Raw genomic sequence first — 26,763 nt, 5'->3', positions numbered from 1 at the left:
GGCTGTCGTCAGGCGATCAACGCCCCTCGTACGTGATCCGATACAGGGCTCCGGCGAAATCGTCGGACACCAGCAGCGACCCGTCCTTGAGGACCGCGACGTCCACCGGACGTCCGAGATACTCCGCGTCGGGCGTCAGCCAGCCTTCGGCGAAGACCTCGGTCTTGTCGGCCGTGCCGTCCTCCTTCAGCGTCGTCACCATCACGCGCGCGCCGATCGGGTCGGTGCGGTTCCAGGAGCCGTGCTGGGCGGAGAAGATGGCGCCCTGGTACTTCTTCGGGAACATCCGGCCCGAATAGAAGGTCATGCCGAGATCGGCCGCATGCGCGTCCATCTCGACCTGCGGGAACACGACGTCCTTGGGCGGGGTCTCGTCCTTGTACTCCACGGTGCGGATCTTGCCGCCGCCATACCAGGGGAAGCCGAAATTGAGGCCGGCCGTCGGGGCGCGGTTCAGCTCGCCCGGCGGGATCTTGTCGCCCATGCCGTCCACCTGGTTGTCGGTGAACCAGAGGGTCTTGTCCTTGGGGTTGAAGTCCATGCCGACCGAGTTGCGGATGCCGGTGGCGAAGACCTCGCGGTTCTTGCCCTCGCGGTCGAAGCGCACGATGCCGCCGATGCCGAGCTTGCGGTAGTTCTCGAGCTTCTCGGGCGCCGGCACGTTGAAGGGCTGGCCGAGCGCCACATAGAGCTTGTCGTCGGGACCGACGCGGCAGACGCGGGCGGTGTGGTTGTAGCTCTCCTCGTCCTTGGGGATGAGGTCGCCCTGCGCCACCACCGGCACGGCCACGACGTCGGGGCTCTCATAGAAGAACTCCGCCGCCGGGAACATCAGGATGCGGTTCTGCTCGACCACGTAGAGGAAGCCGTCCTTGGAGAAGCACGGCCCGTTGGGGAGCACGAGGTCGATCGTGGAGGCGAACGGCTTCACTTCCTCGGCGACGCCCGCCTTGCCGCGATCCGTCACCGCGTAGATCTTGTTCTTGCGGGTGCCCACGAAGGTGACGACGCCCTGGGGTCCGACCGCGATGTGGCGCGCGTCGGGGACCAGCGCGTAGAGCGAGATCTTGAAGCCCGGCGGCATCTTGATCTTGGTGAGATGCTTCTTGATGGCGTCGGCCTTGGGGCCGTGCTGGTTGACGAGCGGGATCTCCGGGGTCGCGCCGGTGGTCTTGAAGGCGCCGAGCTTCTCGAGATTTCCCGGGGCGTTCTGGGCAAAGGCCGTGGTGGTCAGCAGCGCAACGGCCGCCGACAATGCTAACGCATGCAGTCTTGGCATCTGTTCGCCTCCCTTGTGCGCCTCTGTGGGCGCGCTCCTCAGCATGCCTCATCGGCCTAGACTTTGGTAGCAACCCGTGGACGTAGAAGCCCCGCTTGAGCTGCAGGGGCGGATTGCGCCAGCCGACGGGCGGCTCCGAGGCTCGACCGGGACGCCGACTCGGCTCACGGTGGGGCCGTTCGCCTGTCCGCCGAGGCCCAGCCCATGTCGATGACCCGCCGACGCTTCGTGGGAGCGGCGCCCTGCGTCATCGCCCTCCCGGTCGCCGCAGGCCTCCCGTCGGGCGCCTTCGCGCAGGCCGCGCTGGACGCGAGCTCGATGGGGCTGAAGCCCGAGACGCCGGGCGCCGGCCCGGCGCTGGCCCGCCTCGCCGGCGAGGCGGCGCGCCGCGGCCTGCCGCTGTTCCTGGCGCCGGGGCGCTACCGCGTCGGCCCCGCCCAGCTGCCGGAGGGCGCCGCGCTGGTGGGCGGAGCCGGCCTCGTCCGGCTCGTCTCCGACCAGCCGGGCGCCATCCTGACCGCACGGGGGATCCGCCGCCTGTCCCTCGCCGGGCTCACGCTGGAGGGCGCCGGCGGCCGCTCCCAGGCCCCGCCCCTGATCGACCTCGACGACGTCGCGTCGCTGTCCCTCCTGGACTGCGAGATCCTGGCCAGCCCCTCCACGGGCGCGAAGCTGAACCGCTGCGGCGGCCGGGTGGAGCGCTGCCGCATCGCCGGGGCCGCCGACGCCGGGCTGTTCTCCATGGACGGCCAGCGCATGCTGATCCGCGACAACGTCGTCGAGGGCTGCGGCAACAACGGCGTCCTGGTGTGGCGATCGCAGCTGGGCGACGACGCCACGCTGGTCGACGGCAACCGGATCTCGCGCATCCGCACCGACGCCGGCGGGACCGGCCAGAACGGCAACGCCATCGGGCTCTACCGCGCGTCGAACGTCATCGTCCGCGGCAACGTCGTGCGCGACTGCGCCCTCTCGGCGGTGCGCAACAATGGCGGGGCCGGGGTGCAGATGATCGGCAACTCCTGCGTCGGCCTCGGCGAGACGGCCCTCTACCAGGAGTTCGGCTTCGCGGGCGCGGTGGTGGCGCAGAACGTCGTGGAGGACGCCTCCACGGGGATCTCGCTCACCAATCTCGACCAGGGCGGGCGCGGGGCCGCCTGCACGGGCAACGTGCTGCGCCGGATCCGGCGGCGTCCCCTGCCCTACGGGGCCGAGGCCGGCGGCGGAATCGCGATCCATGCGGAGGGCGACGCCGCGATCGCGGGCAACGTCATCGAGGACGTCGACCGCATCGCCATCCGGATCGGCTGGGGCAAGTTCCTGCGCAACGTCGCCGTCACCGGCAACAGCATCCGGCGCAGCCCGGTCGGGATCGCGGTCAGCGTCGCGGAGGGGGCCGGGCCGGCGCTGGTGGGCGGCAACGTGCTGTCGGAGACGCGTGACGGCGCGGTGGTCGGTTTCGACCACGACCGCGCCGTCACGGGCGACCTGACGAAGCCCGGCCAGAAGCTTCCGCCCGGGATCCGCATCGAGGCCAACGCCGCAAGCTGACCTCAGCCGGCGAGCGCGCCGGCGGCCCGCACCGTCCCGACCTCGATCCCGCGCCAGTTCTTCAGCACGCGGTGCGTATGCGGCTCGAGGCGCGTCCGCTCCTCGTCGCTGAGCGTCATGACCCGGGCCAGGATGCCGGCCAGCATGGTCTCCGACGCGCGCGTCCCGCCATCGTCGGCCTTCAGGGCGACGCCCAGGCCCTCGTCCGGCAAGGCCGCGCAATAGACGCCCTCGGCGCCGGTCTTGGAGAAGATGCGCCGGCCGAAGGCCGTCATCAGCACCGTGTCGAAGCGTCCCTCGCCGGCGACGTTCCACGGATGGGCCGCCGCGGCGGCGCGGATGCGGGCGGCGGCGGCGGCGCGGTCCGCCGAGAGGCCGACGCCGGTCGCCAGCCGGGCGAAGCCGGTCGCCATCGCGGTCAGCGGGATGGCGTAGGTGGGGATGGAGCAGCCGTCGACGCCCGCCGCCTCCTCGTCATGGGCGACGCCGGTGATCTCCTCCATGGCGGCCTTCACCTCGCGCTGCACCCGATGGTCCGGGCGGACATAGCCGGCGGGATCCTCGCCCAGATGGCAGGCGAGGCAGACGAAGCCGGCATGCTTGCCGGAGCAGTTGTTGTGGAGGGCCGACGGCGTCCGGCCGGCGCGCGCCAGGTCCCGCCCGGCCTCCTCGTTGAGCGGCCAGTGCCAGCCGCATTCCAGGCAGCCCTCGTCGCGGCCCGCCTTGGCGAGGACGCCCGCCGCAGTGTCGGCGTGGCCCGGCTGGCCGGAATGCGACGACACCGCCAGCGCGATCTCGGCCTCCGTCAGTCCGTAGCGGTCCGCGGCGCCGCTCTCGATCAGCGGCAGGGCCTGGAACGCCTTCACGGCCGAGCGCGGGAACACGGGCCGGGCGACGTCGCCGAAGGCCAGCACCGTCCTCCCCTCGGCGTCCATCACGACGGCCGCGCCGCGATGGCGCGATTCGACCACCGCGCCACGGAGAATTTCGACCAGGACGGGGTTGTTCATCAGCTTCTCCGGGAAAGGGGGCGGAGAGTGGCGCAACCGGCCCGCCTTGCCAACCCCGGCGGTTCGGCCGTCCGGCGAACCCAACCGCTGCGCTTCGGCTCTCGCCTTGCGAGCATCGGGAAACGCGATTAGTCCTGGGAGGCTGAGACAAGGAACTCACAATGCGCATCGCAATGATCGGGTCGGGCTATGTGGGCCTGGTGTCAGGAGCCTGCTTCGCCGATTTCGGTCACGTGGTGACTTGCGTCGACAAGGACGCCTCCAAGATCGAGGCCCTCAAGGCCGGCGTGATGCCGATCTACGAGCCGGGGCTGGAAGACCTCGTCGCCAACAACGTCGCCGAGCAGCGTCTCTCCTTCACGACGGACTTGGCCGAGGGGCTGGACGGCGCCGACGCCGTGTTCATCGCGGTGGGCACGCCCTCGCGGCGCGGCGACGGCCACGCCGACCTCTCCTATGTGTACGCCGCCGCCCGCGAGATCGCCGAGCTCAGCGCCGGCCCGCTGGTGGTGGTCACCAAGTCCACCGTGCCGGTCGGAACGGGCGACGAGGTGGAGCGCATCCTGCGCGAGGCCCGGCCGGACGGGCAATACGCCGTGGTGTCGAACCCCGAATTCCTGCGCGAGGGCGCGGCGATCAGCGACTTCAAGCGCCCGGACCGGATCGTGGTCGGCGCCGAGGACCCCCGCGCCCGCGAGGTCATGAGCGAACTCTACCGGCCGCTGTCGCTCAACACGCCGCCGCTGATGTTCACCGGGCGGCGCACCTCCGAGCTGATCAAATACGCCGCCAACGCCTTCCTGGCGGTGAAGATCACCTTCATCAACGAGATCGCGGATCTCTGCGAGGCGGTGGGCGCCGACGTGCAGGAGGTCGCGCGCGGCATCGGCTCCGACAACCGCATCGGCCCGAAATTCCTGCACGCCGGCCCCGGCTACGGCGGCTCGTGCTTCCCCAAGGACACCACCGCGCTGGCCAAGACCGCCCAGGACTGCGGCGTGCCGCTGCGCATCGTCGAGACGGTCGCGGCCGTCAACGACACGCGCAAGCGCGGCATGGCCCGCAAGGTCCTGGCGGCCTGCGGCGGCTCGGTGCGCGGCAAGACGATCGCGGTGCTGGGGCTCACCTTCAAGCCCAACACCGACGACATGCGCGACGCGCCGTCCCTGGCGCTGATCACCGCCCTGCAGGACCAGGGCGCCAAGATCCGCGCCTACGACCCTGAGGGCATGGAGGCGGCCAAGAAGATGCTCACGGATGTGAGCTACGCGCCCAATTCCTATGACTGCGTGGAAGGGGCCGACGCGCTCGTGCTGGTGACCGAGTGGGACGCCTTCCGGGCGCTCGACCTCGGCCGCGTGAAGCGGCTCCTCAAGGAGCCGGTCGTGGTCGACCTGCGCAACGTCTACCGCCCCGACGACATGAAGAAGCGCGGCTTCACCTATGTGGGCGTGGGGCGCTCCTGACCCATGACCGTCGACTACGAAGCCGAATACAACAACCGCGCGCGCGTTCCCGAGCACCCGGCCCTGATCGCGGGCTGGGCCGCGGACGCGGCCGCCTACCGCGACGCGGCCGGCGGCGAGTTCGGCGTCCCGTACGGCCCCTCCGAGCGCATGAAGCTCGACCTCTTCGGGGACGGCGCCGGGCCGCTGGCGGTGTTCGTCCATGGCGGCTACTGGCAGGGGCTCGACCGCTCCTCCTTCAGCCACCTGGCCCGCGGCCTCGTCTCGCGCGGCGTCACCGTGGCGATGCCGAGCTACGACCTGTGCCCGTCCGTCGCCGTGGCCGACATCGTCGACCAGATCCGCGCCGCCTGCGCGTATCTCTGGCGGCGGTTCGAGCGGCCGATGACCGTGGCGGGCCACTCGGCCGGCGGCCATCTGGCCGCCTGCATGCTGGCGACCTCCTGGCCGAGCGTGGCGGCCGGGCTGCCGGCCGGCCTCGTCCCGTCGGGCTACGGGATCTCGGGGCTCTACGAGCTCGAGCCGCTCGTCGGGACCAGCGTCAACACGGCGCTGAAGCTCGACGCCGCGGAAGCCCGGCGCCTGTCGCCGCTGGCCTGGCCGGCGCCGCGCGGGCGCGTGTTCGACGCCGTCGTGGGCGGGGCGGAGAGCGCCGAATATCTGCGCCAGAGCCGCGCCGTCACGCAGGTCTGGGGCGGCGCCGGCGTGCGCACCCGCTTCGAGGCGCTCGAGGACGCCAACCATTTCACCGTGGTGGCGCCGCTGGCCGACCCGCAGAGCGCGATGACGCGGCGGCTGGCGAGCCTGGCCGAGGCGGCCGGAAAGCCGTGAGGCCTTTGCCCGCGTGACGCGCCGCGGCCGGGGCGGTATGGTCCGGCCACACAGGGGATTCAGGGCGGCGCGATGCAGACCTTCTTCGTCGAGATCAAGTGCAAGCTGGGCAAGACCTACGACGTGGCGAGCCGCCTCGCCGACGCCGAGATCGCGTCGGAGATCTACTCGACGGCCGGCGATTTCGACATCCTGGCCAAGTTCCACGTCGACGACGATGTCGATATCGGCCACTTCATCGGCGAGAAGGTGCACCCGATCCCCGACATCCTGGACACGCACACGATCATCACCTTCAAGGCGTTCTGAACGCACGCTCCCCGCGAAGACGCGCCGGCCCGGGCGCCCTCCACAGCTTCCTTCGCGTAGACGGCGGAACGCCTCTCCCGCCCATCGTGCCGCGCTTGCGTGGTCCGTATCTCTCCTTATGCTGCCCCGCAGGATGCCGCACCCGCTCGATCGACGCGGAGAAGGCGGCGGGAGGAGCAGTCAGATGGCCTTTTCGCGTACCGCGCCCGTCGCGGCGATCGTCGCCGTGTTCGCCGCCGCCCCGGCCCTCGCGCAGGAGTTGAAGATCGGCGTGGCCTCAGAGGCCACTTCGGTCGATCCGCATTTCCACAATGTGGGGCAGAACAACGCGCTGCGCCGGCACATCTTCGAATCGCTGGTCTTCATGGACGCGACCCAGAAGCCCTATCCGGGACTGGCCTCGTCCTGGCGCGCGGTGGACGACCAGACCTGGGAGTTCAAGCTGCGCCCCGGCGTCAAGTTCTCGAACGGGGCCGACTTCACGGCGCGCGACGTCATCTACTCGGTCTGCCGCATCCCGACGGTCGAGAACTCGCCGTCCAACTTCACCATCGCCACCAAGGGCATCGAGGCCATGGAGGCCCCGGACCCGCTGACGCTCGTGGTCAAGACCAAGGGCCCCTACCCGCTGATGCCGCTGGACATGAGCGTCTTCGGGGTGATCTCGGCCGCCGTGATCGGCGCCGGATCCGACCTGGCGTTCAAGAAGGGCGGCTGCCAGGGCCTGGGGACGCCGCCGAAGTCGGTCGACTTCAACGACCCCGCCAAGGCGATCGGCACGGGCCCCTACAAGCTCGCCGAATACACCCGCGGCACGCGCCTGACGCTGGAGCGCAACGACGGCTACTGGGGGGCGAAGCCGCACTGGAAGACGGTCGTCTTCCGGCCGATCACCTCCGCCGGACCGCGCGTCGCCGCGCTGGTGTCGGGCGACGTCGACATGATCGAGAACCCGCCGATCCAGGATTTCGACCTGATCAGGAAGTCCGGCCTGGCCATCGTGCAGGGCCTGTCGAACCGGATCATCTATGTCCATCTCGACCAGTTCAAGGGAGCGGACTGGAAGACGCCCGGGATCAAGGGGACGGACGGCAAGAACCCGCTGCTCGACAAGCGGGTCAGGCTGGCGCTCTCCAAGGCGGTCAACCGCGACGCCATCGTGGACCGCATCATGGGCGGGGTCGCCAAATCCGCCGGCGAGCTGCTGCCCGTGCCGCTTTTCGGCACGTCGGAGGATCGCAAGCCCGAGAAATACGATCCCGAAGGCGCCAAGAAGCTCCTGGCCGAAGCCGGCTATCCGAACGGGTTCGAGCTGACGCTGGGCTCGCCCAACGACCGCTACATCAACGACGAGAAGGTGGCCCAGGCGGTCGCCCAGATGTTCACCCGCATCGGGGTGAAGACGGGCGTCGATTCCATGACGGCCTCGACCTTCTTCACCCGCCGCAACAAATACGAGTTCTCGGCCTATCTGGCCGGATGGGGCGCCGACACAGGCGAGATGTCGAACTCGCTGGTCGCGTTGATCACCACGCAGGACGCCGCGCCGGGCTTCGGCAACACCAATCGCGGACGCTACTCCAACCCGGCCGTGGACGACCTCGTCAAGAAGGCGCTCACCACGATCGACGACAAGGCGCGCGAGAAGCTGCTGCAGGAGGCCTCCAAGCTCGCCATGGAGGACGTCGCCCTGATCCCCCTGCATTTCGAGCTGACGCCCTGGGCCTTCCGCAAGACCATCGGCTACGAGCCGCGCGTGGACCAGTACACGCTGGCCTATGAGGTGAAGCCGGCCAAGTGAGGCGGGCGTTGGGCTGCAACGCCCCTCACCCCAACCCTCTCCCCGTTTCCGGGGAGAGGGGGCAGGTCGCGGCTGCGGCGCGGGAGTTCCCTTCGCCCCGGAACGGGGAGAAGGTGGCGCGAAGCGCCGGATGAGGGGCGGCCCCCCTTTCAACGGAGCCTTTGAATGCTCGTCTACTTCATCCGGAGGCTCGGACAGGCGGCGCTCGTGGTGGCCGTGATGGGCGCCATCGTGTTCGTGTCCATCTACATGGTGGGCAACCCGGTCGACGTGCTCGCCAACCCCAATTCCGACGCCAAGGAGATGGCCGAGATCGCGGCGCGGCTCGGGCTCGACAAGCCGCTCTACGAGCAGTTCGGCCTCTTCGTCTGGAACGCGCTGCATGGCGACCTCGGCCGCTCCTTCGTGTTCAACGAACCGGCGCTGAAGCTGATCGCGCAGCGCATGCCCGCCACCATGGAGCTCGCCTTGGCGGCGCTCGTCGTCTCCATCCTGTTCGGCATTCCGCTGGGCATGCTGGCCGGCCTGCGGCCGCAGTCCTGGATCGGCCGCAGCGTCATGACGGGCTCGATCCTGGGCTTCTCGCTGCCGAATTTCTGGATCGGCCTGATGCTGATCCTGCTCTTCGCCGTGCAGCTGCGCTGGCTGCCCTCCGGCGGGCGCGGCGAGACGGTGAACCTGTTCGGCGTGCCTGTCAGCTTCCTGACCCTGGACGGGCTGAAGCACCTCATCCTGCCCGCCGTCACGCTGGCGCTCTACAAGGCGGCGCTGGTCATCCGCCTGGCCCGGGCCGGGACCCGCGAGGCCATGCTGCAGGACTATGTGCGCTTCGCCCGCGCCAAGGGCCTGTCGCCGGCGCGCATCGTGATGGTGCACATCCTGAAGAACATCATGATCCCGATCACCACGGTGCTGGGGCTGGAGTTCGGCTCCATGATCGCCTTCGCGGTGGTGACCGAGACCGTCTTCGCCTATCCGGGCATGGGCAAGCTGCTGATCGACAGCATCGGCCGGCTCGACCGGCCCATCATCGTCGCCTATCTGATGATGGTGGTGGTGGTGTTCGTCGTCATCAACTTCATCGTCGACCTCATCTACGCCGCGCTCGATCCCCGGGTGCGCCTCTCCGAGCAGGGGTCCTGACGCGATGACGGACGTGCTGGGCCCGCCCGCGGCGGCCATCCCACCCGAGCGCATCGAGCGCGGCGAAAGCCTGGCGAGGCGCCGCGCCGCGGCCTATTTCGACACGCCGCTCGCCTTCGTGGGCGTCGGCCTCCTGGCGCTGCTGCTCGCCCTCGCCCTGGCGGCGCCCTGGCTCGCGCCGCAGAATCCCTACGACCTCGCCCAGCTCGACATCATGGACGGGACGCTCGCGCCCGGCTCCCAGGCGGCCGCCGGCTTCGTCTACCGGCTGGGCACGGACGAGCAGGGCCGAGACATGCTGTCGGCGATTCTCTACGGCCTGCGCATCTCGCTCTTCGTCGGGGTCGTCTCCACGCTGTTCGCCTGCACCATCGGCGCCTCGATCGGCGTCGCGGCCGCCTATGCGGGCGGCCGGGTCGAGAACCTCGTGATGCGGGTCGTGGACCTGCAGCTGTCCTTCCCCGCCATCCTGATCGCGCTGGTTTTGCTGGCGGTCTGGGGGCGCGGCATCGACAAGGTGATCATCGCGCTTGTCATCGTGCAGTGGGCCTATTACGCGCGCACGGTCCGCGGCTCGGCGCTGGTGGAGCGCGGGCGCGACTATATCGAGGCGGCGCGGTGCCTGGCGCTGCCGCGCAGCCGCATCGTCTTCCGGCACCTGCTGCCGAACTGCCTCCCGCCCCTCATCGTGGTCGCCACCGTGCAGGTGGCCCACGCCATCGCGCTGGAGGCGACCCTCTCCTTCCTGGGCGTCGGCGTGCCGGTGACGGAGCCCTCGCTCGGGCTGCTGATCAAGAACGGCTACGACTACCTGCTCTCCGGCAAGTACTGGATCTCGACCTATCCGGGGGTAGCGCTCGTCGTCGCCATCGTGGCCATCAACCTCGTCGGCGACCGCCTGCGCGACGTGCTGAATCCGAGGCTGAGCCGATGATGGAGCGAGGCTCAATAGGCCCCCTCTCCCCCACAGGGGAGAGGGCTGGGGTGAGGGCTCTCGGAGCCGTCGCAAGACCCCTCATCCGGCGCTCCGCGCCACCCTCGGGTCTCGGCCCGAGGGCAGGCTCTTCTCCCCGTGCCGGGGCGAAGGGAGTGCGCCGATGACACCCGTCCTTCAGGTCAGCGACCTCGCCGTCTCGTTCGGCACGCGCGAGGGGGTGGTGAAGGCCGTGGACGGCGTCAGCCTCACGGTGAACCGGGGCGAGGTTCTGGGGCTGGTGGGCGAATCCGGCTCCGGCAAGTCGGTCACCGGCCTCGCCGTCATGGGCCTTATCGACGCGCCGGGGCGGATCACGGCGGGCTCGATCCAGTTCGAGGGGCGAGAACTCGTCGGGCTGGCCGAGCGTGAGCTGCGCCGGCTGCGCGGCCGGCGGATCGCGATGATCTTCCAGGATCCGATGACCACCCTCAACCCGGTGCTGCGCGTCGACACCCAGATGATCGAGGCCATCCGGGCGCATGAGCCCGTGTCGGAGAAGGCCGCGCGCGACCGGGCCGCCAAGGCGCTCGCCCGCGTCGGCATCCCCTCGCCGGAGGAGCGGCTGACCAGCTACCCGCACCAGTTCTCGGGCGGCATGCGCCAGCGCGTCGCCATCGCGATCGCGCTGCTGCACGGGCCGTCCCTGCTGGTCGCCGACGAGCCGACCACCGCGCTCGACGTCACCATTCAGGCGCAGATCCTCGCCGAGGTGCAGCAGCTCTGCGCCGAGACCGGGACCGCGCTGGTGTGGATCACGCATGACCTCGCCGTGGTGGCCGGCCTCGCCGACCGGGTCGCGGTGATGTATGCGGGCCGCATCGTCGAGGTCGGGCCGGTCGACCCGGTGCTGGACGCGCCGCGCCATCCCTACACGGCCGGGCTCATCGGCTCGGTCCCGAGCCGCAACCGGCGCGGGTCGCCGCTGGCGCAGATCCCCGGCATGACGCCCTCGCTGGCCAACCTGCCGCCGGGCTGCGCCTTCGCGCCGCGCTGCCCCCGCGCCGACGCGGCCTGCCGGGTGGAGGCCCCGCCGCTCTTCTCCGAGCCGGGCGAGCGCGCCTTCCGCTGCATCCATCCGCTGGCGGCCGAGGGGGTCGCCGCATGATCGAGCCCATCGTCAGCATCGAGGGCGTGTCGAAGCGCTTCGTGAAGCGGGTCGATCTCGCCGGCAAATTCGCCAACCTGCTGGGGGCGGGCCTGCGCGACCAGGTGGTGCGGGCGGTCGACGACGTCAGCCTCGACATCCGCCCCGGCGAGGTGCTGGGGCTCGTGGGCGAGTCCGGCTGCGGCAAGTCCACGCTCGGCCGCATGGCGGCGGGCGTCATGGACCCCACCGAGGGCGTCATCCGCTACCGGGGCCAGGACGTGGCTAAGCTGGACGGACCGAAGCGGCGCGAGGCGGACCTCGCCATCCAGATGATCTTCCAGGACCCGATGGCCTCGCTCAATCCGCGCATGCGCGTCGAGGAGATCGTGGGCGAGGCCCCGATGGTGCACGGGCTCGTGAGCGCCGCCAAACGGCGGGACTATGTGGCCGAGACGCTCACCCGCGTCGGGTTGGACCCGACCGTGATGGGGCGCTACCCGCACCAGTTCTCCGGCGGCCAGCGCGCCCGCATCGGCATCGCGCGGGCGCTGGCCGTGCAGCCCAAGGTGCTGGTCTGCGACGAGGCGGTCGCCGCCCTCGACGTGTCGATCCAGGCTCAGGTGCTGAATCTCTTCATGGACTTGCGGCGGGACCTTGATCTCACCTACCTGTTCGTCTCGCACGACCTCGGCGTGGTCGAGCACATCGCGGACCGCGTGGCCGTGATGTATCTCGGCCGCATCGTCGAGTTGGCGCCGGCGGACGAGCTCTTCGCCCGCCCCAACCACCCCTACACGCAGGCGCTGCTGGCCGAGGTCCCGCGCCTCGACGCCCGCAAGCGGCGCTTCACGGCCCTGAAGGGCGAGATCCCCTCCCCGCTCCACCCGCCGGCCGGCTGCCACTTCCACCCGCGCTGCCCCCGGGCGATGCAGGTCTGCCGCGAGGGACGCCCGCCCTTGCTGGAGGTCGGTCCGGCGCACTGGTCGGCGTGCCGGCTGAACGAGGTCGCGCTGGAGCGGGCCTGAGCCTCGGGCCTATTTGCCCATCAGCAGGTTCGGCAGGGCCGTCGTCAGCGGCGGCCAGAGCGTGATGGCGAGGAGAACCACGAGCAGCGGCACGAGCCAGGGCAGGATCGCCTTCGACATCGCCTCGAAGCTGATCCCCGCGATGCGCGACACCACGAACAGGACCACCCCGATGGGCGGGTGGATGGTGCCGAGGATCAGGTTGAAGATCATGATCAGCCCGAACTGGACCGGATCGATCCCGAAGGAGTGCGCCGCCGGGACCATGATCGGGATCAGCAGCAGCATGGCGGCGAGCGCCTCCATGAAGCAGCCGACGACGAGCAGGATCAGGTTGCAGGCCAGCAGGAACACGATCGGGCTGCTGATGGCAGCGACGATCAAGGGCGACAGGGTCTGCGGAACGCGCGAGATCGACATGCACCAGCCGAGCGCGCCCGCCACCATCACGAGCGCGGCCACGAGGCCCATGGTCTCGGCGGCGTCGACCATCAGCTCGGGGATCTGCCTCCATTCCAGCGTGCGATAGACGTAGAGTCCCAGGATGAGGGCGTAGAGCGTCGCCACGGCGGCCGCCTCGGTGGGCGTGAAGGCGCCGCTGAACATGCCGCCCAGCAGCAGCACCGGCGCCATCAGGGCGAAGAATCCGTCCAGGAATGTGCGGCCGATGCGGCGAAAGCCCTGGAACTTGTGGCGCGCGAACCCCTGCCGGCGCGCGACGACGGCCACCATGGCCATCAGCGACAGGCCCATGAGGACGCCCGGGATCACGCCCGCCAGGAAGAGCCGGCCGACGGAGACGTCGGCGGTGACGCCGTAGATCACCATGGGCAGGCTCGGCGGGATGATCGGCCCGATGGTGGCGGCCGCCGCCGTGATCGCCGCCGCGGTCTCGGGCTTGTAGCCGGCGCGGCGCATGGAGCGGATCTCGATGGCGCCGGAGCCGGCCGCGTCGGCCACGGCCGAGCCCACCATGCCGGCGAAGATCATGCTGGCCAGGATGCTCGCGTGGGCGTAGCCGCCGCGCAGCCAGCCGATGAGCGCGCTGGCGAAGGCGACGATGCGGTCCGTGATCTTGGCCGCGCCCAGGATGTTGCCCATCAGGATGAAGAGCGGCGCGGCGACGATCGGAAAGGAGTTCATCGCCTGCGCCATTTTCTGCGGGACGATGGAGTCCGACAGGCCGGCGAAGTGCACGAAGGCGAAGGCCGCCAGCCCCATCGAGGCGAAGAGCGGCATCCCGATCAGGATTGAGGCGAACCAGACCGCCGCGACGATGACGATGAGCTGGGTCATTCCACACCCTTGCCGGCCGGCGTGACGGGCGCGACATCCTCCATGCCGGCCGCGGCCCTCATGGGCGGCGCCCGGTGCTCGGGCCGCAGCGCCTCCGCCACGCCCTGCGCCGCCGTGGCGACGCCGGTCAGGACGAGCGGCACGTACATCCACGAGATCGAGAAGGCGAGCGACGTCGCCTCGATCTCCCAGTTTCGCTCCACCAGATCCGCCGCGTACCAGGCCGTCAGCACGCCGAAGAGCACGATCGCGGCCTGCATGACGCGCTCGGCCTGGGGCTGCCAGGACAGCGGCAGCTTGTCGAGGAAGTAGCGCACCCGGATGTGGGAGCGCCGCCGGCTGGCGAGTGTCCAGCCCAGGCAGGCGAGCCACACCATCAGCAGGCGGGCCACCTCGTCGGTCCAGATCAGCGGCTCGCCGGCCGCGCGGGTGAAGACCCCGAGCAGGACGCAGACCAGCAGCAGCGCCACGACCGCCATGGAGGCGAGCGCGAGGGCGCGGTCGAAGAAGCCGGGGAGGCGCTGGAGCATGGGGAGCCTGCGGACGGGGACGAAGGGCGCGCGGTCTGGTCTCCTCCCCGGCGCGCGGCGCGCCGGGGAGGCCGAAAGGGGTCGCTTTCGCCTCACATGGCGGCGATGCGGTCCCACAGGCCCTTGCCCCACTTGGCCTCGAACTTCTGCGGCACGGTGGCCAGCACCGGCTTGCGGAAGCTCTCCAGGTCCGGCTCGATCACCGTCATGCCGGCCTTCTGGAAGGTGGCGGTGAGGTTCGCCTCCTGGCCGAGGATCTCCTTGTCCTGCCATTCCGAGGCCGCCTTGATCGACTGCTGGACCACCTCGCGGTCCGCGTCGCTGAGCTTGCGCCAGGCGGCCTCGTTCACGATGACCAGCCGCGGGGTGATGATGTGGCCGGTCAGGACGAGGTATTTCTGGACCTCGTAGAGCTTGCCGCTCTGCAGGGTGGGCAGCGGGTTCTCCTGCCCGTCCACCGCGCCCTGCGACAGCGCCAGGTAGAGCTCGTTAAAGTTGAGCGGGGTGGGCTTGGCCCCCCAGGCCTCCGCCATGGCCTTGAAGGTGTCGACCTCCGGCACGCGCAGCTTGAAGCCCTTCATGTCGTCGGCGGTCTTCACCGGCTTGGAGCCGGTCGTGAGGTGGCGCTTGCCGTAATAGGTCGGCGCGATCACGCGCATGCCGCGCTTCTCGACCAGCACCTTGTTGAGCTCGTCCATCAGCGGCGAGTTGAGCGCCTTGGAGAGGTGGTCGGCGTCGCGCCACAGATAGGGCGCCTCGATGATGGAGAGCTGCGGCACGAACTGGCCCAGCAGGGCGGCGCCCTCGGTCACCATGGTGAGCGCGCCGCTCGAGACCGATTCGACCATGTCGCGCGAGCCGCCCAGCTGTCCGCCCGGGAAGCTCTGGATGTCGACGCGTCCGCCGGTCTTCTCCTTGACGTCCTTGGCGGCGCGGTCGGCGCTCATGGGCGAGGGATGGTTGGGAGCCTGGCCGTCTCCCCAGCGCAGCACGACGGCCTGGGCGCGGGCGCCGATCGCCGGCATGAACACGCCGGCGGCGCCGGCCCCGAGCGTGGCGGCCGTGAAGGCGCGCCTGGTGATCCTGGTCATGGTCTCTCCTCCCGTGTGGCGGGGCCGGGCTCTGGCGGCGCGGCTCCCGGGTCTTGGCTACATGCCGATGGCTCTCGCCCGCGAACTCGCGATATGGGCCTCCACGGCCGCGACGGCGGCCGCCGGATCGCGCGCCTCGAAGGCGTCGAGAATGCGCAGATGCTCATGCATCACCGAGACGAGCAGGCTGTCCAGGATGCGGACCCGCTCCTCGCGGATGAGGCGGATCTTGATGGAGTTGACCCGGTAGGCGTTGGAGATGATCTCGTTGCCCAGCGCGTCGATGACGGTGTCGTGCAGGCCCCAGTCGACGGCCTGCGCCTCCGCCACGAGGGCCGGCGTGATCTCGTCGGCGGCCCGGCGCAGGATGTCCTCATGCGTGGCGCGCAGTTCGCGGAGCGTCGCCTCGCTCGCCGTGCGGGCGAAGAGCGACACGGCTTCTTTCTCCAGGCAGAGGCGGAACTGGAACGCGTCGCGGATCAGGGTGAGGTCGATATGGGCGATCTGCATCCCCCGCTGGGGCACGGTGCGGATCAGGCCCTCGGCCTCCAGCCGCGGGATCAGCTCGCGGATCGCCCCCAGCGGCAGGCTGGTGAGCTCCACCAGCTCGCGCTGCGAGACGAATTGGCCGGGCCGGATGTCGCGCGCCAGCAGGTGCTGCGTGAACGCGTCATAGGCGCGCTCGCGCAGCTTCAGCGGCTCCCGATCCTCCTGCGCCCGGTCCATCACGCTGTCTCCGGACCCGTCACGCCGCCTTGGCGCCGACGATGCGGTCGAAGCCGGCCGTGAGTTCGCGCGTCTGCTGGGCCGTGAGGGGCTCCAGCGGCGGGCAGACCTCCAGCCAGGCCGGGTCGCTGGTGCGGTGCGCGATCAGCGCCTTCACGGCCGACATCACCGGATACTGGCAGACGAGGTCCACGACAGCCTTCACGCGCGGGTCGTCGCGGCCGTCATTGGCGACCGGGGCGAGCACGTCCGGCATGAAGTTGGCGCAGCCGCAGATGGTGCCCTGCGCGCCGTTGCGCACCGCGCCGGCGAGCTGGCGCTCGTCGCCCACCAGGATCGCGAGGTCGCCATGCTGCTCCAGGAGGCGCGCCGTGTTGGCGGCGTCGCCGGAGCTGTCCTTGACGCCCGCGATGACGGCCGGGAAGGCCTTGCGCAGCCGGCCGATCAGTTCGGCCGAGAGGCCGACCGCGGTGACGGACGGGATGTGGTAGAGGAACACGTCGCGCACACCCGGGGTGCGCTCGAACAGGCGCGAGAACCAGGCGAAGATCCCGTCGTCCGACACCCCCTTGAAGTAGAAGGCCGGCGCGACGAGCAGCCCCCGGCAGCCGGCGTCGAGCGCCATGCGGGCCTGGGCGGCGGCTTCGTCGAGCGAGGCTGCGGCGACGCCGACCAGGATCTTGTCGGCTCCGATCCCCACGCCTTGCAGGGCGCCCAGCATCTCGGCCCGCTGCGTCAGCCCGATGGAGGCGCCCTCGCCCGTGGTGCCGCAGAGCGTGACGCTGCCGGCGCCGTTGTCCAGCACCCAGGCGGCATGGCGGGCGAGCCGCCCGAGATCCACCCTGGCGTCAGGGCGGAACGGCGTCGAAAGCGCGACCGAGAGGCCGAAGCGGGGTTGCGATGACTGCATGAGAGGACTCCTGGTTCCGAACCGCCGACCGCTCAGCCGGCGATGACTGACATGTTGGTGAAGCGTCCGCGAAGGCCTCGCGGCCTTGCGGGGCCGATCATCCGTCCTTCAGGCCTCCGGCGGAGAGGCCGGCGACGATCTGGCGCTGGGCCATGACGGTGAGCAGCAGGACCGGCAGCGTGACCAGCAGCGCCGCGGCGGCCAGCGGCCCCCACGAAACCTGCTCGAAGGTGAGCACGTTGTAGACGGCGGCCGGCAGCGTCCGGGTCGACTTGCCGCCCAGCACCACCGAGAAGATGAAGTTGTTCCACGAGAAGATGAAGGCCAGGATCCCGCCCACCACCAGGCCGGGCTTCGCCAGCGGGAAGGCGATGTAGCGGAAGCTCTGCCAGGGCGAGCAGCCGTCCACCAGCGCGGCGTCCTCCAGCTCGGTCGGAATGTTCTCGAAATAGCCGATCATGATCCAGACGATGATCGGGATGGTGATGACGAGATGGGTGATCATCAACGCCGGGATGGTGCCCACGAGGCCGAGCCACTGGAAGGCCATGAAGAGCGGGATGAGGTAGCTCAGCGCCGGCGTCATGCGGGCGATCAGGATCAGGATCGCGAACTTGGCCGACTTCGACCGCGCGATGCCGTAGCCGGCCGGCACGCCGACCAGGAGCCCCACCAGCACGGCCCCGCCCGTCACCAGGATCGAGTTCCAGAGATAGAGCAGGAAGTTGTTGCGCGCGAAGACCTCGACATAGTTGGCGAGCGTCGGCGGGTTGGGGATGAACACCGGCGGCCAGGCGGTGTTGTCGACCTCGTTCTTGAACGACAGCGACAGCATCCACAGGAAGACCAGGATGGCCGGCGACACCAGCAGGAAGACCGAGAACCCGAAGGCGGCCTTGGTGAGGATGTTCTTCGGCGTGAGCCGGTTGGAGCCGACGGCGGCGCTCATGAGCGTGCTCCGGAAATCTTCGAAGGAGGCCGCGACCGGCCCCCTCTCCCCACCAGGGGAGAGGGCTGGGGTGAGGGTTGCGCCGATGACGGGCGCGACCCCTCATCCGACGCTGCGCGCCACCTTCTCCCCGTGCCGGGGAGAAGGGTTCGACCGGCGCTGCGGGCGCACGCTATGGCCCCCCTCGCCTTGGAACGGAGAGAGGGCTGGGGTGAGCGGATCAAACCTGGGCTCATCACGCGTTCCACTTCGACTTTTGCCGCGTGTAGAGCAGCAGCAGGCTGAGCGCGACGATGATGCCGAAGAAGATCACCACCACGGCGGAGGCGTAGCCGATCTTGTAGAACTGGAAGGCCTGCAGATAGAGGAAGATGTTGAGCGTCTCGGAGGCCGTGCCCGGGCCGCCTTCGGAGATCACGAAGATGATGTCGAAGGCCTTGAGGGCGTCGATCGTGCGGATGATCAGCGCGATCATGATGAAGGGCCAGAGCAGCGGCAGCGTGATGAAGCGGAACATGTGCCAGCCGTTCGCGCCGTCGATGACCGCCGACTCGTAGGGCTCCTTGGGCAGTCCCGCGAGGCCGCCGAGCACGATGAGCATGACGAGCGGGGTCCAGTGCCAGACCTCGACCATCACCAGCGTGGGGATGACCGTGTTGGGGTTGAACACCCACTCGGACGGGCCGATGCCGACCAGCGACAAGAGGTAGTTCAGCACGCCGAGCTGCGGGTGGAACATCATCTTCCACACCAGCGAGACGGCGACGGGCGTCGCCATCATCGGCATCACGAAGACGGTGCGCAGCAGGCCGCGCATCGGGAATTCCTTGTGGAACACCAGCGCGGCGGCGGTGCCGAGGAACACCGGCAGGACCACGCCGAGCACCGTGAAGTAGAAGGTGATCCACAGCGACTCGCGGAAGCGGCTGTCGTTCGCCAGCGTGCGGAAGTTCTCCAGTCCGACGAAGTCGACCCCGCCGCCGATCTTCCAGTCCTGCACGGACATGAACATCGTGAACAGCCACGGGAAGACGATCACGGCCGAGATGATCACCGCCGCCGGGACGGCGAAGACCCAGTATTTGCGGGAGAAATCGTGCGGCTTTCCGCTCGGCGCCGTGGCGCGCGGCGCAGCCACGGTTCGGGGGAGAGCGGCGGGGGCCGAGGACTCAGTCATGAACGCTCTCTCGTGCTGTCTCGTGTGCGCGGGACGGCGTTGCGGCGTCCCGCGTCCTGGCGTTCGCCGAGCGAACCACCCAGCTTGGTTCTGTCCGTCATCCCCGGCGGCGCGTAGCGCCGGGAACGGGATCCAGAGCCGCCGCGCTCACCCCTGGATCCCCTTCCCGGCCTGCTGCGCAGGTCGCCGGGGATGACGGCGGAGCGATTTGTCCCTCTTTGCACTGACGGAAGCGGCGGCCTCGTTGAAGGCCGCCCCCATCCTCAACCTTGCTCGGACTTCTCGAGCACCGGCTTGAACGTCTCCGTGGCCTTCTTCAGCTCGGTGAGGGAGTCGGCGCCCGACAGGGTGTTGGTGAGCGCCACGCCGAAGATGTCGCGGAACTCGGTCACCGGGATGATCTGCGGCAGGCCGGGACGGCCGATCTTGCCCGACTCCGCCATGCAGTCGAAATAATCCTTGGCGAAGGTCTTCGACTTGACGCCTTCCGGGTCCTTGAACGGCGACTGGCGGCCGGGAGCGCCCGCGCCGGCCTTCAGCATGGCCAGCTGGTTCTCCTTGTTGGTCGCCCACTGGATGTAGTACCAGGCCGCGCCCTTCTTCTTGGACGCCTGGGCGATGCCCATGCCGTCGCAGAAGATCGCCGAGTGATGCGCCTTCGGGCCGGGCGGGGTGACGCCGTAGCCGACCTTGCCGACGATCTTGGACTTGGTCGGGTCCTCGAGCGGGGTGGCGAAGCCGATGCCGTCGAGCCACATGGCGGCGCGGCCCTGCGCGAAGGTCGTCTGGCACTCGTTCCAATTGAACCCGATCGTGCCGGGAGGGGCGTAGTCCTTGTTGAGCTTGCGGTAGAAGTCCGCCGCCCAGACCGCCTCGGGGCCGTCGGTGTTGAGCTTGCCGGTCTTGGGATCGATGGTCTCCAGGCCCTGGCCGAGCAGCCAGCTGGTCCAGACCGGGATGTTGGCGTTCTTCAGGCCGCGCGACACGAAGCCGGCCACGCCCTTGGACGGATCATGCAGCTTGGCGGCCGCCGTGATGATCTCGTCCATGGACTTGGGATATTCGATCCCCTTCTGGGCGAACATCTCCTTGTTGTAGTAGAGCATCCAGAAGTCGACGAAGTGCGGGATCGTGGTGATCGCGCCGTCGGCCTGGGTGGCGAAATTCATGCCCGCCGGACCGAAATCGGCGAGGTCGAACTCCGGATTGGTCATCTCGGGGTTGTTCAGGAGCGGCCGCAGGTCGTCCACCCACTTGCCCTTGTAGGCGAGGCGCTTCTGGACGTGGAGGGCGAGCAGCACGACGTCGAAGGTCGGGCGGCCCGACGTGAACTCGATCATCGCCTTCTGGCGCTGCTGCTGCTCGGGGATCTGCTCGGACGAGACCTCGATGCCGGTGAGGGCCGTGAACTCCTTCTCGGCCGCCTGGAGCAGGTCGGACCGGGGGTTCTTCACCATCATGACGTCGATCTTCTCGCCCTTGAAGCGCTTCCAGTCGAATTTCGACTGCGCGTTGGCGCGAGAGACGATGGCGGGGGCGCCGATTACGCCCACGGCGGCGGCCGCGGCCGTGGTCTTCAGCAGGCTGCGACGCGACAGGTCGCCGAAAGTGGGCTTGTTCATCGAAGGTCCTCCCCAGGATCTTTTTTGTCTCGATTGTAGCTGGTTGTATCGGTCGTCGGCCATCCGGGTCGAGCCGGGCCTGGCCGTTGTCTCACAATCTCGGGAAAACGCCCCCGCCTGCGCGGCGAGGCGGCCGCATCCTGCTCCAACCCTAACCGGTTCAGACGCCCCGTCAACTGACATGTTAGTCGAAACGCACCGCAAAGCGCGCCGGGACCAACGGCCAGGGCGCGCCTGCGCGCCCTGAAACGCAAAAGGGGCGGCCCATGGCCACCCCTTCGGCTCTCTCCCGCCAGGCGGGAGAGCGATGTTTCAGTCGAGCCTATCGGCTGCTGGGCCGGCCTTCGCGGCGGGGCTGGCCGCCCTGCGGGCGCGGGTTGCGCTTGGGAGCCGCGCCCGTGCCCCAGAGCTCGAGCGCCCTGGCCCCGTCGGGGCCGTCGCGCCGCGGCTCGGCGCCGTGGCGCTGGCCGCCGCGCTGGTCGGCGCCGCGCTGTTCCTGGGCGGGACGATGCCGCTGCTCGTCACGGCCCTGGGCCGGACGGGCGCCGCGCGGCTCGTGGGCCCGCGGCTGCTCGGCGCGGTCCTGCGCCGGACGGCCGGGCTGGCCGCCGGAGCGGCCGTTGCGGGCGGGCTGGCCGGCCGGACGGCCGTTGCGGTTCGGGCCGCCGCGGCCGTTGCGCTGGTTGACGGCGCGTTCGTCGCGGTGACGTTCCTCGCGGGGAGCCGCGGCGGAGCGCCGGGCCTCCTCGGCGGCCGCGTCGGCCAGGCCGGCGGGCAGGTCCGCCTGCGGCACCTTCTGGCGGGTCACCCGCTCGATGTCGCGCAGGAAGGCGCGCTCCTCGCGGTCGCAGAACGAGATCGCGATCCCGGCGGCGCCGGCGCGGGCCGTGCGGCCGATGCGGTGCACGTAGCTCTCGGGCACGTTCGGCAGGTCGAAATTGATGACGTGGCTGACCGCGTCGATGTCGATGCCGCGGGCCGCGATGTCGGTCGCCACCAGCAGGCGCGAGCGGCCGGCGCGGAACTCGCCCAGGGCGCGCTCGCGATGGTTCTGGCTCTTGTTGCCGTGGATGGCGGCCGCCGCGTGGCCGGAGGCGATCAGCTTGCGCACCACCTTGTCCGCGCCATGCTTGGTGCGGGTGAAGACGAGCGCCCGATCGATCTCCGGGTGGTTGGTCAGCAGAAGGTGCAGCAGCGCCTGCTTGTGGGCCGTGTCGACGAACATGACCGACTGGTCGACCCGCTCGGCGGTGGTGGCCACCGGAGCGACCGACACCTTGACCGGGTTCTTCAGCAGGCGGTCGGCGAGGTCGGCGATCTCGCGCGGCATCGTGGCCGAGAAGAACAGGCTCTGGCGCTGCGCCGGCACCATGGCGATCAGTTTGCGGATGTCATGGATGAAGCCCATGTCCAGCATCTGGTCGGCCTCGTCCAGCACCAGGACCTCGATCTTGGAGAGGTCGACGGCGCGCTGGTTGCAGAGGTCGAGCAGGCGGCCCGGGGTGGCGACGAGAACGTCGACGCCGTTGGCCATCTCGCGGATCTGGCGGTTCACCGGCACGCCGCCGAACACCACCGTGGAGGTGAGCTTGGTGAACTTGCCGTAGACGCGGAAGCTCTCGGCGATCTGGCTGGCCAGTTCGCGGGTCGGGCTGAGGACGAGCACGCGGCAGCCCTTGCGGGGCGTCTGCTTGGGATTGGCGGCGAGCCGATGCAGGATCGGCAGCGCAAAGGCCGCGGTCTTGCCGGTGCCGGTCTGCGCGATGCCGAGGAGGTCGTGGCCCTGAAGCACCTGGGGGACGGCCTGGGCCTGAATCGGAGTGGGGGTCTCGTAGCCCTCGGCCTTGAGGGCGTCGAGGAGCGGCTGGGCGAGGCCCATGTCGGAAAAGAGAGTCAAGGAGTCATCCTGGAACGGAGATCTGTGGGAGAGTCGGACTCTCACGCCCGGACGATCGCATGTGATCGTTCGTTCGGAGGACGCCCCGCGTGTTCAGGGATGTCTGTTGAAAGCCCAGGGCTACGGCTTCGAGAGGAAGCTTAACCCAGACGGTCGGCAGGTCGGATCGCAAGGGATCCGTACACGCAGCCTGTTTCGCCGATAGCCGACGTTCGCTGCCTCATATGCATGTTGCACCGCGAAAAGTCAAGGACGGGATCATGCCTTGGGCCGGAACGCCCGGCAGACGGCCGGGTCGGTCTCCAGGAAGGCGCCGCCGATCAGGTCGATGCAGTAGGGAATGGCCGGAAAGACCGCGTCGAGGCAGGTGCGGATGGCCGAAGGCTTGCCCGGCAGGTTGACGATCAGCGACGCGCCGCGCGTGCCGGCGATCTGCCGGGACAGGATCGCGGTCGGCACCTCCCGCAGGCTGGCCGTGCGCATCAGTTCGCCGAAGCCGGGAAGCAGCCTCTCGCAGACGGCCTCGGTGGCCTCAGGCGTGACGTCGCGCGGGGCCGGCCCCGTCCCGCCCGTGGTGAGGATGAGGCTGCAGCCTTGCGAATCGGCGAGCTCGCGCAGCGCCGCCTCGATCGCGGGCCTTTCGTCCGGGACCACGCGCATCACGGCCCGCCAGGGGCTCGCCAGGATGTCCGACAGCGCCGCGACCACGCCCGGGCCGCCCTTGTCCTCGTATTCGCCTCGGCTGGCGCGGTCCGAGACGGTCAGGACCCCGATCGGAGCGGCGTTGGGCTGGGTGCTGGGGGTCATTGCGAATCTCGCTTTTTCCGTTGGATCTGCAACTCGGACGGGAACTTTCTTATCCGATCTGCGTTGTCACATGTTTCTGCATGTCCTACGGCGTCAGACCTCGGTCATGCATGGGCATCCAATATAACAAAGGAGCGGGCCGGAGATAAACAAGGAGAGGTCAACAAGGGAAGTTCAAGGACTGCGCATGGGTCAAATGAGGTCTGCGGCAGATAATCTGTACGTTCCCCGCCGTACACATTTGTCGCAGCAGCCATAACCCTCATGCAAATCCCTGAATTTCATCGTTGACAACAGCCTTGATTATCGATTGCTTCCCCGAAAAACCACAAGGGGCGCCGGGTGCGAAGCGTAGACGCTGAAAACATCAGAACACTGCCGTTGTTCAAGGACATGGCTGACGAGAGGTTCGACGCTCTCATCCAGCCAGCCTTCCTTCAGCGGTTCCCGCCACACGTCACTCTGTTCGAGCGTGGGCTGTCGCCGGACTTCCTGCACATCGTGCTGGACGGCTCGGTGGAGCTGTTCGCCCGGCATGACGATCGCGAGACCACGGTCGGCGTGCTCAGGCCCGTCACGACCTTCGTCCTCGCGGCGCTTGTCCGGCAGCAGCCGCTGCTGACGGCGGCGCGCACGCTCGAGAGCTCGCGGATCCTGATGATCCCGGCCGAAATCGTGGTCTCGACCATGAGGACCGACATCGGTTTCGCCAACGCCGTCGCCGACGAGATCGCCGGGGCGTATCGGGGCATGGTGAAGGAGCTCAAGAGCCAGAAGCTGCGCACCAGCGTCGAGCGCCTGGCGAACTGGATCCTGCGCGAGCAGACCGGCCATGGCGGCAAGCCCGAGTTCGACATCCCCTTCGACAAGCGCACTCTGGCGGCGCGGCTGGGCATGACGCCGGAGAACCTGTCGCGCAACTTCGCCACCCTGACGCGCCACGGCGTCGAGGTGCAGGGCAGGACGATCCGGATCCAGGACCGCGACGCCCTGGTGAAGCTCGCCAACCCGGATCCGCTGATCGACGATCCTGAACTGATCTTCTGATCTCCGACCGGCGCCGGCGGGCCTTTCGTCCCGTCCGCGTGACGCGGCAGCGATGCGCGCCACGCCGGGCCCGACGCGCGATAAAGCTCCCTTCTTCCACGCCGATGCGGTAACGATCAGGCGTGAGGCTCGCGATGATCCACAAGGCGGGGCCGAAAGGCCCACTCTCCTCCAGCGCGCTGTTCGAGCTCGCCGAAGCCTTCGGCGCGATCGCGGTCATGGCCGGGCCGCCGATCATGCGCCATTACGCCTGCCGCGCGGCGGGCAAGGCCAAAGCCGACGGCAGCCCGGTGACGGAGGCCGACCTCGCCGCCGAAGCCGTCATCCTCCCGGCGCTCGAAGCGCTGATGCCCGGAACGCCGATCCTTTCCGAAGAGCAGGCCAGCGCCGGCAACATCCCCCGCTGCGGGCAGGACTTCCTGCTCGTCGACCCGCTCGACGGCACGCGCGAGTTCCTCGACCACAATGGCGAGTTCACGGTCAATATCGGCCTGATCGCGGCCGGCCGGCCGGTGGCCGGCGCGGTCTACCAGCCGGCCGGCGGCCTGCTCTGGATCGGCGGCGGCGGACGCGCGCAAGTCATGACCGTGGCGCCCGGCGAGGCGCTCCCGCCCGCCGGCCAGCGCCGCGAGCTGTCGGCCAGGCCCGTGCCGGATCATGGCGTGACCGCGCTGGTGAGCCGCTCCCATCTCGATCCGGACACCCAGGCCTTCCTGGCGCAGCGGCCCTGCGCGAGGACGCTGGCCGCCGGGTCGGCGCTGAAATTCTGCCTCATCGCGCAGGGCGACGGCGACGTCTATCCCCGCTTCGGCCCCACCATGGAGTGGGACACGGCCGCCGGCCACGCCGTGCTGGCCTCGGCCGGCGGCGACGTGGTCGCGCCGGACGGCGGCCCGTTCCGCTACGGCAAGGCCGAGGAGGGCTTCCGCAACGGCGCTTTCGTGGCCTGGGGGCGGCGCGCGCCCGGGGAGCCGGGCTCCGCCGCATGAGCGGCGAGGAGGCCGCCGCCGCCGCGCCCGCCGCGCGGTCTCCCGACGCGTTCCTGTGGGTCTGGCCGCTGGCGGCGACCCTGGGCATCCAGACCGCCAGCTCCTTCCTGCTGCGCCTCATCCCGACCATCGCGCCCGTGCTGACCGCCTCGCTCGGGCTGTCGCCCGAGGCGATCGGCTCCATCTCGTCGGTGGGGACGGTGGGCTCGATGCTGTTCCTGGCGATCGGCCACCCGCTGATCCGGCGCTTCGGCCCCATCCGCACGCTGCAGATCGGGCTGCTGCTGGGCGGCCTGGGCCTCGCGCTCCTCACGCCGCCCTGGTGGGCCGCCGCCTATGGGGCGAGCCTGCTGCTCGGGCTCGGCTACGGGCCGTCGGCGCCGGCCGGAAGCGACATCCTGCTGCGCCACTCGCCGGCCGCGCACCGCACCCTGATCTTCTCGCTGAAGCAGGCCGGCGTGCCGCTGGGCGGCGTGCTGGCCGGCCTCGCTTTGCCCTGGCTCGTCGGCCTGATGGACTGGCGCGCGGCGCTGCTGGCGGTCGCGCTCCTGCCGCTCGCCACGGTGCTGCTGGTCCAGCCGCTGCGGGAGAGGATCGACGTGGACCGGGACCCCGGCCAGCCGATCGGGCCTTCCGTGCTGCTCTCGCCCGCCAACATGCTGCGGCCGCTGCGGCTGGTGGTGTCGTCCCCTCCCCTGCGGGGCCTGACGCTGGCCGGCTGCTGCTTCGCGATCGGGCAAGGATCGCTCTTCGCCTTCACGGTGACGTGGCTGGTGGGGCTTGGCTACGGCCTCGCCGAAGCCGGCCTCGTCTTCGCCGTCATGCAGGCGACGGGCGTCTTCGGCCGGGTGCTGCTGGGCTGGACGTCCGACCGCATCGGCTCGGGCATGCCGACGCTGCGGTTCACGGCCGTGTCGGCCTGCGCCACCATGCTGGCGCTGGCCTCGGCCTCCGCCGCCTGGCCGTTCTGGGCGCTGCTGCTGCTGGCCGGCGTCGCGGGCGTGACGGTGTCGAGCTGGAACGGGGTGCACCTCGCCGAGGTGGCGCGCCACTCGCCGCAGGGCCGGGTCGGCGAGACGACCGCCGGGGCGACGCTGATCACCTTCATCGGCTATGTGGTCGGGCCGGCCGGGTTCGGCCTCGCGCTGGGCGCGCTGGGCGGATACCCGGCCGCCTTCCTGGGGGTCGCGGCCGTCTCGCTCGTCGCCTTCGCGGGACTGATCTGGTCCGCCCGCGAGGGCTGA

24 protein-coding genes are annotated in these 26,763 nt (G+C 69.8%); 12 read left to right on the top strand and 12 right to left on the bottom strand.

Annotated features, from left to right (window positions below; genetic code table 11):
• Nucleotides 1-16: 16 nt before the first annotated feature.
• Nucleotides 17-1,279: a PQQ-dependent sugar dehydrogenase gene (locus ACYVO7_RS08495; RefSeq protein WP_460449390.1), complete on the bottom strand. Its 1,263-nt coding sequence runs from the start codon at nt 1,277-1,279 to the stop codon at nt 17-19.
• A gap of 204 nt (nt 1,280-1,483) precedes the next feature.
• On the opposite strand from ACYVO7_RS08495, the gene ACYVO7_RS08490 reads away from it, so the two are divergent.
• A complete protein-coding gene (locus ACYVO7_RS08490) occupies nt 1,484-2,830 on the top strand; it encodes a TIGR03808 family TAT-translocated repetitive protein (protein ID WP_460449389.1) in 1,347 nt (448 codons plus the stop codon).
• A 2-nt stretch (nt 2,831-2,832) separates the two neighbouring features.
• Here ACYVO7_RS08490 and ACYVO7_RS08485 read toward each other — a convergent pair whose 3' ends face one another.
• The gene (locus tag ACYVO7_RS08485) at nt 2,833-3,840 is read right to left on the bottom strand and encodes an asparaginase (protein ID WP_460449388.1); all 1,008 of its coding nucleotides are present in this window, start codon (nt 3,838-3,840) and stop codon (nt 2,833-2,835) included.
• Between the two features lie 161 nt (nt 3,841-4,001).
• Between ACYVO7_RS08485 and ACYVO7_RS08480 the strand changes: the two genes are divergently transcribed.
• The 8 genes from ACYVO7_RS08480 (at nt 4,002) to ACYVO7_RS08445 (ending at nt 12,478) form a co-directional block, all read left to right on the top strand.
• Nucleotides 4,002-5,306: a UDP-glucose dehydrogenase family protein gene (locus tag ACYVO7_RS08480; RefSeq protein ID WP_460449387.1), complete on the top strand. Its 1,305-nt coding sequence runs from the start codon at nt 4,002-4,004 to the stop codon at nt 5,304-5,306.
• Nucleotides 5,307-5,309: 3 nt separating this feature from the next.
• Nucleotides 5,310-6,137: an alpha/beta hydrolase gene (locus tag ACYVO7_RS08475; RefSeq protein WP_460449386.1), complete on the top strand. Its 828-nt coding sequence runs from the start codon at nt 5,310-5,312 to the stop codon at nt 6,135-6,137.
• 72 nt (nt 6,138-6,209) lie between these two features.
• Complete coding sequence (locus tag ACYVO7_RS08470; protein ID WP_460449385.1) at nt 6,210-6,446, top strand: Lrp/AsnC ligand binding domain-containing protein; 237 nt, start codon at nt 6,210-6,212, stop codon at nt 6,444-6,446.
• A 184-nt stretch (nt 6,447-6,630) separates the two neighbouring features.
• A complete protein-coding gene (locus ACYVO7_RS08465; RefSeq protein WP_460449384.1) occupies nt 6,631-8,247 on the top strand; it encodes an ABC transporter substrate-binding protein in 1,617 nt (538 codons plus the stop codon).
• A 165-nt stretch (nt 8,248-8,412) separates the two neighbouring features.
• Nucleotides 8,413-9,390, top strand: coding sequence for an ABC transporter permease (locus ACYVO7_RS08460; RefSeq protein ID WP_460449383.1), 978 nt, complete (start codon nt 8,413-8,415; stop codon nt 9,388-9,390).
• A gap of 4 nt (nt 9,391-9,394) precedes the next feature.
• Nucleotides 9,395-10,324 carry an ABC transporter permease gene (locus tag ACYVO7_RS08455; RefSeq protein ID WP_460449382.1) on the top strand — a complete coding sequence of 310 codons (930 nt, stop codon included), beginning with the start codon at nt 9,395-9,397 and terminating at the stop codon, nt 10,322-10,324.
• A 163-nt stretch (nt 10,325-10,487) separates the two neighbouring features.
• Entirely contained in the window at nt 10,488-11,471 is a 984-nt protein-coding gene (locus ACYVO7_RS08450) for an ABC transporter ATP-binding protein (protein WP_460449381.1), read from the top strand.
• Nucleotides 11,468-12,478 carry an ABC transporter ATP-binding protein gene (locus ACYVO7_RS08445; protein WP_460449380.1) on the top strand — a complete coding sequence of 337 codons (1,011 nt, stop codon included), beginning with the start codon at nt 11,468-11,470 and terminating at the stop codon, nt 12,476-12,478. The genes ACYVO7_RS08450 and ACYVO7_RS08445 overlap by 4 nt, the downstream gene beginning before the upstream one ends.
• 9 nt (nt 12,479-12,487) lie before the next feature.
• Here the strand turns inward: ACYVO7_RS08445 and ACYVO7_RS08440 are convergent, their stop codons facing one another.
• The 10 genes from ACYVO7_RS08440 to mog form a co-directional block, all read right to left on the bottom strand.
• On the bottom strand, nt 12,488-13,774 hold the full coding sequence (locus ACYVO7_RS08440) for a TRAP transporter large permease (protein ID WP_460449379.1): 1,287 nt from the start codon (nt 13,772-13,774) through the stop codon (nt 12,488-12,490).
• Nucleotides 13,771-14,304, bottom strand: coding sequence for a TRAP transporter small permease (locus tag ACYVO7_RS08435; RefSeq protein ID WP_460449378.1), 534 nt, complete (start codon nt 14,302-14,304; stop codon nt 13,771-13,773). Before ACYVO7_RS08435 ends, ACYVO7_RS08440 begins: the two co-directional genes overlap by 4 nt.
• Before the next feature lie 92 nt (nt 14,305-14,396).
• Nucleotides 14,397-15,395: a sialic acid TRAP transporter substrate-binding protein SiaP gene (locus ACYVO7_RS08430; protein WP_460449377.1), complete on the bottom strand. Its 999-nt coding sequence runs from the start codon at nt 15,393-15,395 to the stop codon at nt 14,397-14,399.
• 57 nt (nt 15,396-15,452) lie between these two features.
• The gene (locus tag ACYVO7_RS08425; RefSeq protein ID WP_460449376.1) at nt 15,453-16,121 is read right to left on the bottom strand and encodes a GntR family transcriptional regulator; all 669 of its coding nucleotides are present in this window, start codon (nt 16,119-16,121) and stop codon (nt 15,453-15,455) included.
• Between the two features lie 19 nt (nt 16,122-16,140).
• Complete coding sequence (locus ACYVO7_RS08420; RefSeq protein WP_460449375.1) at nt 16,141-17,031, bottom strand: dihydrodipicolinate synthase family protein; 891 nt, start codon at nt 17,029-17,031, stop codon at nt 16,141-16,143.
• A gap of 97 nt (nt 17,032-17,128) precedes the next feature.
• On the bottom strand, nt 17,129-17,980 hold the full coding sequence (locus tag ACYVO7_RS08415) for a carbohydrate ABC transporter permease (RefSeq protein ID WP_460449374.1): 852 nt from the start codon (nt 17,978-17,980) through the stop codon (nt 17,129-17,131).
• A gap of 235 nt (nt 17,981-18,215) precedes the next feature.
• Nucleotides 18,216-19,157, bottom strand: a complete 942-nt coding sequence (locus tag ACYVO7_RS08410; RefSeq protein ID WP_460449373.1) for a carbohydrate ABC transporter permease — start codon at nt 19,155-19,157, stop codon at nt 18,216-18,218.
• Nucleotides 19,158-19,420: 263 nt separating this feature from the next.
• Complete coding sequence (locus ACYVO7_RS08405; protein WP_460449372.1) at nt 19,421-20,779, bottom strand: ABC transporter substrate-binding protein; 1,359 nt, start codon at nt 20,777-20,779, stop codon at nt 19,421-19,423.
• Nucleotides 20,780-21,101: 322 nt separating this feature from the next.
• Complete coding sequence (locus tag ACYVO7_RS08400; RefSeq protein ID WP_460449371.1) at nt 21,102-22,676, bottom strand: DEAD/DEAH box helicase; 1,575 nt, start codon at nt 22,674-22,676, stop codon at nt 21,102-21,104.
• A 258-nt stretch (nt 22,677-22,934) separates the two neighbouring features.
• Nucleotides 22,935-23,483, bottom strand: coding sequence for a molybdopterin adenylyltransferase (gene mog, locus ACYVO7_RS08395; RefSeq protein WP_460449370.1), 549 nt, complete (start codon nt 23,481-23,483; stop codon nt 22,935-22,937).
• 342 nt (nt 23,484-23,825) lie between these two features.
• Here mog and ACYVO7_RS08390 point away from each other — a divergent pair, with 342 nt between their 5' ends.
• The 3 genes from ACYVO7_RS08390 (at nt 23,826) to ACYVO7_RS08380 (ending at nt 26,763) form a co-directional block, all read left to right on the top strand.
• The gene (locus tag ACYVO7_RS08390) at nt 23,826-24,530 is read left to right on the top strand and encodes a helix-turn-helix domain-containing protein (protein ID WP_460449369.1); all 705 of its coding nucleotides are present in this window, start codon (nt 23,826-23,828) and stop codon (nt 24,528-24,530) included.
• Nucleotides 24,531-24,664: 134 nt separating this feature from the next.
• Nucleotides 24,665-25,519, top strand: a complete 855-nt coding sequence (gene cysQ, locus ACYVO7_RS08385) for a 3'(2'),5'-bisphosphate nucleotidase CysQ (protein WP_460449584.1) — start codon at nt 24,665-24,667, stop codon at nt 25,517-25,519.
• Nucleotides 25,516-26,763 carry an MFS transporter gene (locus ACYVO7_RS08380; RefSeq protein WP_460449368.1) on the top strand — a complete coding sequence of 416 codons (1,248 nt, stop codon included), beginning with the start codon at nt 25,516-25,518 and terminating at the stop codon, nt 26,761-26,763. Before cysQ ends, ACYVO7_RS08380 begins: the two co-directional genes overlap by 4 nt.

The sequence above is a fragment of the Alsobacter sp. SYSU BS001988 genome, from assembly GCF_054796215.1.
The sequence above is the reverse complement of the archived record's forward strand: the minus strand, read 5'-3'. Positions and strand labels throughout refer to the sequence as shown.

What these genes read in the sequence shown, in the direction of transcription:
- ACYVO7_RS08495 (WP_460449390.1), bottom strand. Translation starts at nt 1,279, where the DNA reads ATGCCAAGACTGCATGCGTTAGCATTGTCGGCGGCCGTTGCGCTGCTG.
- ACYVO7_RS08490 (WP_460449389.1), top strand. Translation starts at nt 1,484, where the DNA reads ATGTCGATGACCCGCCGACGCTTCGTGGGAGCGGCGCCCTGCGTCATC.
- ACYVO7_RS08485 (WP_460449388.1), bottom strand. Translation starts at nt 3,840, where the DNA reads ATGAACAACCCCGTCCTGGTCGAAATTCTCCGTGGCGCGGTGGTCGAA.
- ACYVO7_RS08480 (WP_460449387.1), top strand. Translation starts at nt 4,002, where the DNA reads ATGCGCATCGCAATGATCGGGTCGGGCTATGTGGGCCTGGTGTCAGGA.
- ACYVO7_RS08475 (WP_460449386.1), top strand. Translation starts at nt 5,310, where the DNA reads ATGACCGTCGACTACGAAGCCGAATACAACAACCGCGCGCGCGTTCCC.
- ACYVO7_RS08470 (WP_460449385.1), top strand. Translation starts at nt 6,210, where the DNA reads ATGCAGACCTTCTTCGTCGAGATCAAGTGCAAGCTGGGCAAGACCTAC.
- ACYVO7_RS08465 (WP_460449384.1), top strand. Translation starts at nt 6,631, where the DNA reads ATGGCCTTTTCGCGTACCGCGCCCGTCGCGGCGATCGTCGCCGTGTTC.
- ACYVO7_RS08460 (WP_460449383.1), top strand. Translation starts at nt 8,413, where the DNA reads ATGCTCGTCTACTTCATCCGGAGGCTCGGACAGGCGGCGCTCGTGGTG.
- ACYVO7_RS08455 (WP_460449382.1), top strand. Translation starts at nt 9,395, where the DNA reads ATGACGGACGTGCTGGGCCCGCCCGCGGCGGCCATCCCACCCGAGCGC.
- ACYVO7_RS08450 (WP_460449381.1), top strand. Translation starts at nt 10,488, where the DNA reads ATGACACCCGTCCTTCAGGTCAGCGACCTCGCCGTCTCGTTCGGCACG.
- ACYVO7_RS08445 (WP_460449380.1), top strand. Translation starts at nt 11,468, where the DNA reads ATGATCGAGCCCATCGTCAGCATCGAGGGCGTGTCGAAGCGCTTCGTG.
- ACYVO7_RS08440 (WP_460449379.1), bottom strand. Translation starts at nt 13,774, where the DNA reads ATGACCCAGCTCATCGTCATCGTCGCGGCGGTCTGGTTCGCCTCAATC.
- ACYVO7_RS08435 (WP_460449378.1), bottom strand. Translation starts at nt 14,304, where the DNA reads ATGCTCCAGCGCCTCCCCGGCTTCTTCGACCGCGCCCTCGCGCTCGCC.
- ACYVO7_RS08430 (WP_460449377.1), bottom strand. Translation starts at nt 15,395, where the DNA reads ATGACCAGGATCACCAGGCGCGCCTTCACGGCCGCCACGCTCGGGGCC.
- ACYVO7_RS08425 (WP_460449376.1), bottom strand. Translation starts at nt 16,121, where the DNA reads ATGGACCGGGCGCAGGAGGATCGGGAGCCGCTGAAGCTGCGCGAGCGC.
- ACYVO7_RS08420 (WP_460449375.1), bottom strand. Translation starts at nt 17,031, where the DNA reads ATGCAGTCATCGCAACCCCGCTTCGGCCTCTCGGTCGCGCTTTCGACG.
- ACYVO7_RS08415 (WP_460449374.1), bottom strand. Translation starts at nt 17,980, where the DNA reads ATGAGCGCCGCCGTCGGCTCCAACCGGCTCACGCCGAAGAACATCCTC.
- ACYVO7_RS08410 (WP_460449373.1), bottom strand. Translation starts at nt 19,157, where the DNA reads ATGACTGAGTCCTCGGCCCCCGCCGCTCTCCCCCGAACCGTGGCTGCG.
- ACYVO7_RS08405 (WP_460449372.1), bottom strand. Translation starts at nt 20,779, where the DNA reads ATGAACAAGCCCACTTTCGGCGACCTGTCGCGTCGCAGCCTGCTGAAG.
- mog (WP_460449370.1), bottom strand. Translation starts at nt 23,483, where the DNA reads ATGACCCCCAGCACCCAGCCCAACGCCGCTCCGATCGGGGTCCTGACC.
- cysQ (WP_460449584.1), top strand. Translation starts at nt 24,665, where the DNA reads ATGATCCACAAGGCGGGGCCGAAAGGCCCACTCTCCTCCAGCGCGCTG.
- ACYVO7_RS08380 (WP_460449368.1), top strand. Translation starts at nt 25,516, where the DNA reads ATGAGCGGCGAGGAGGCCGCCGCCGCCGCGCCCGCCGCGCGGTCTCCC.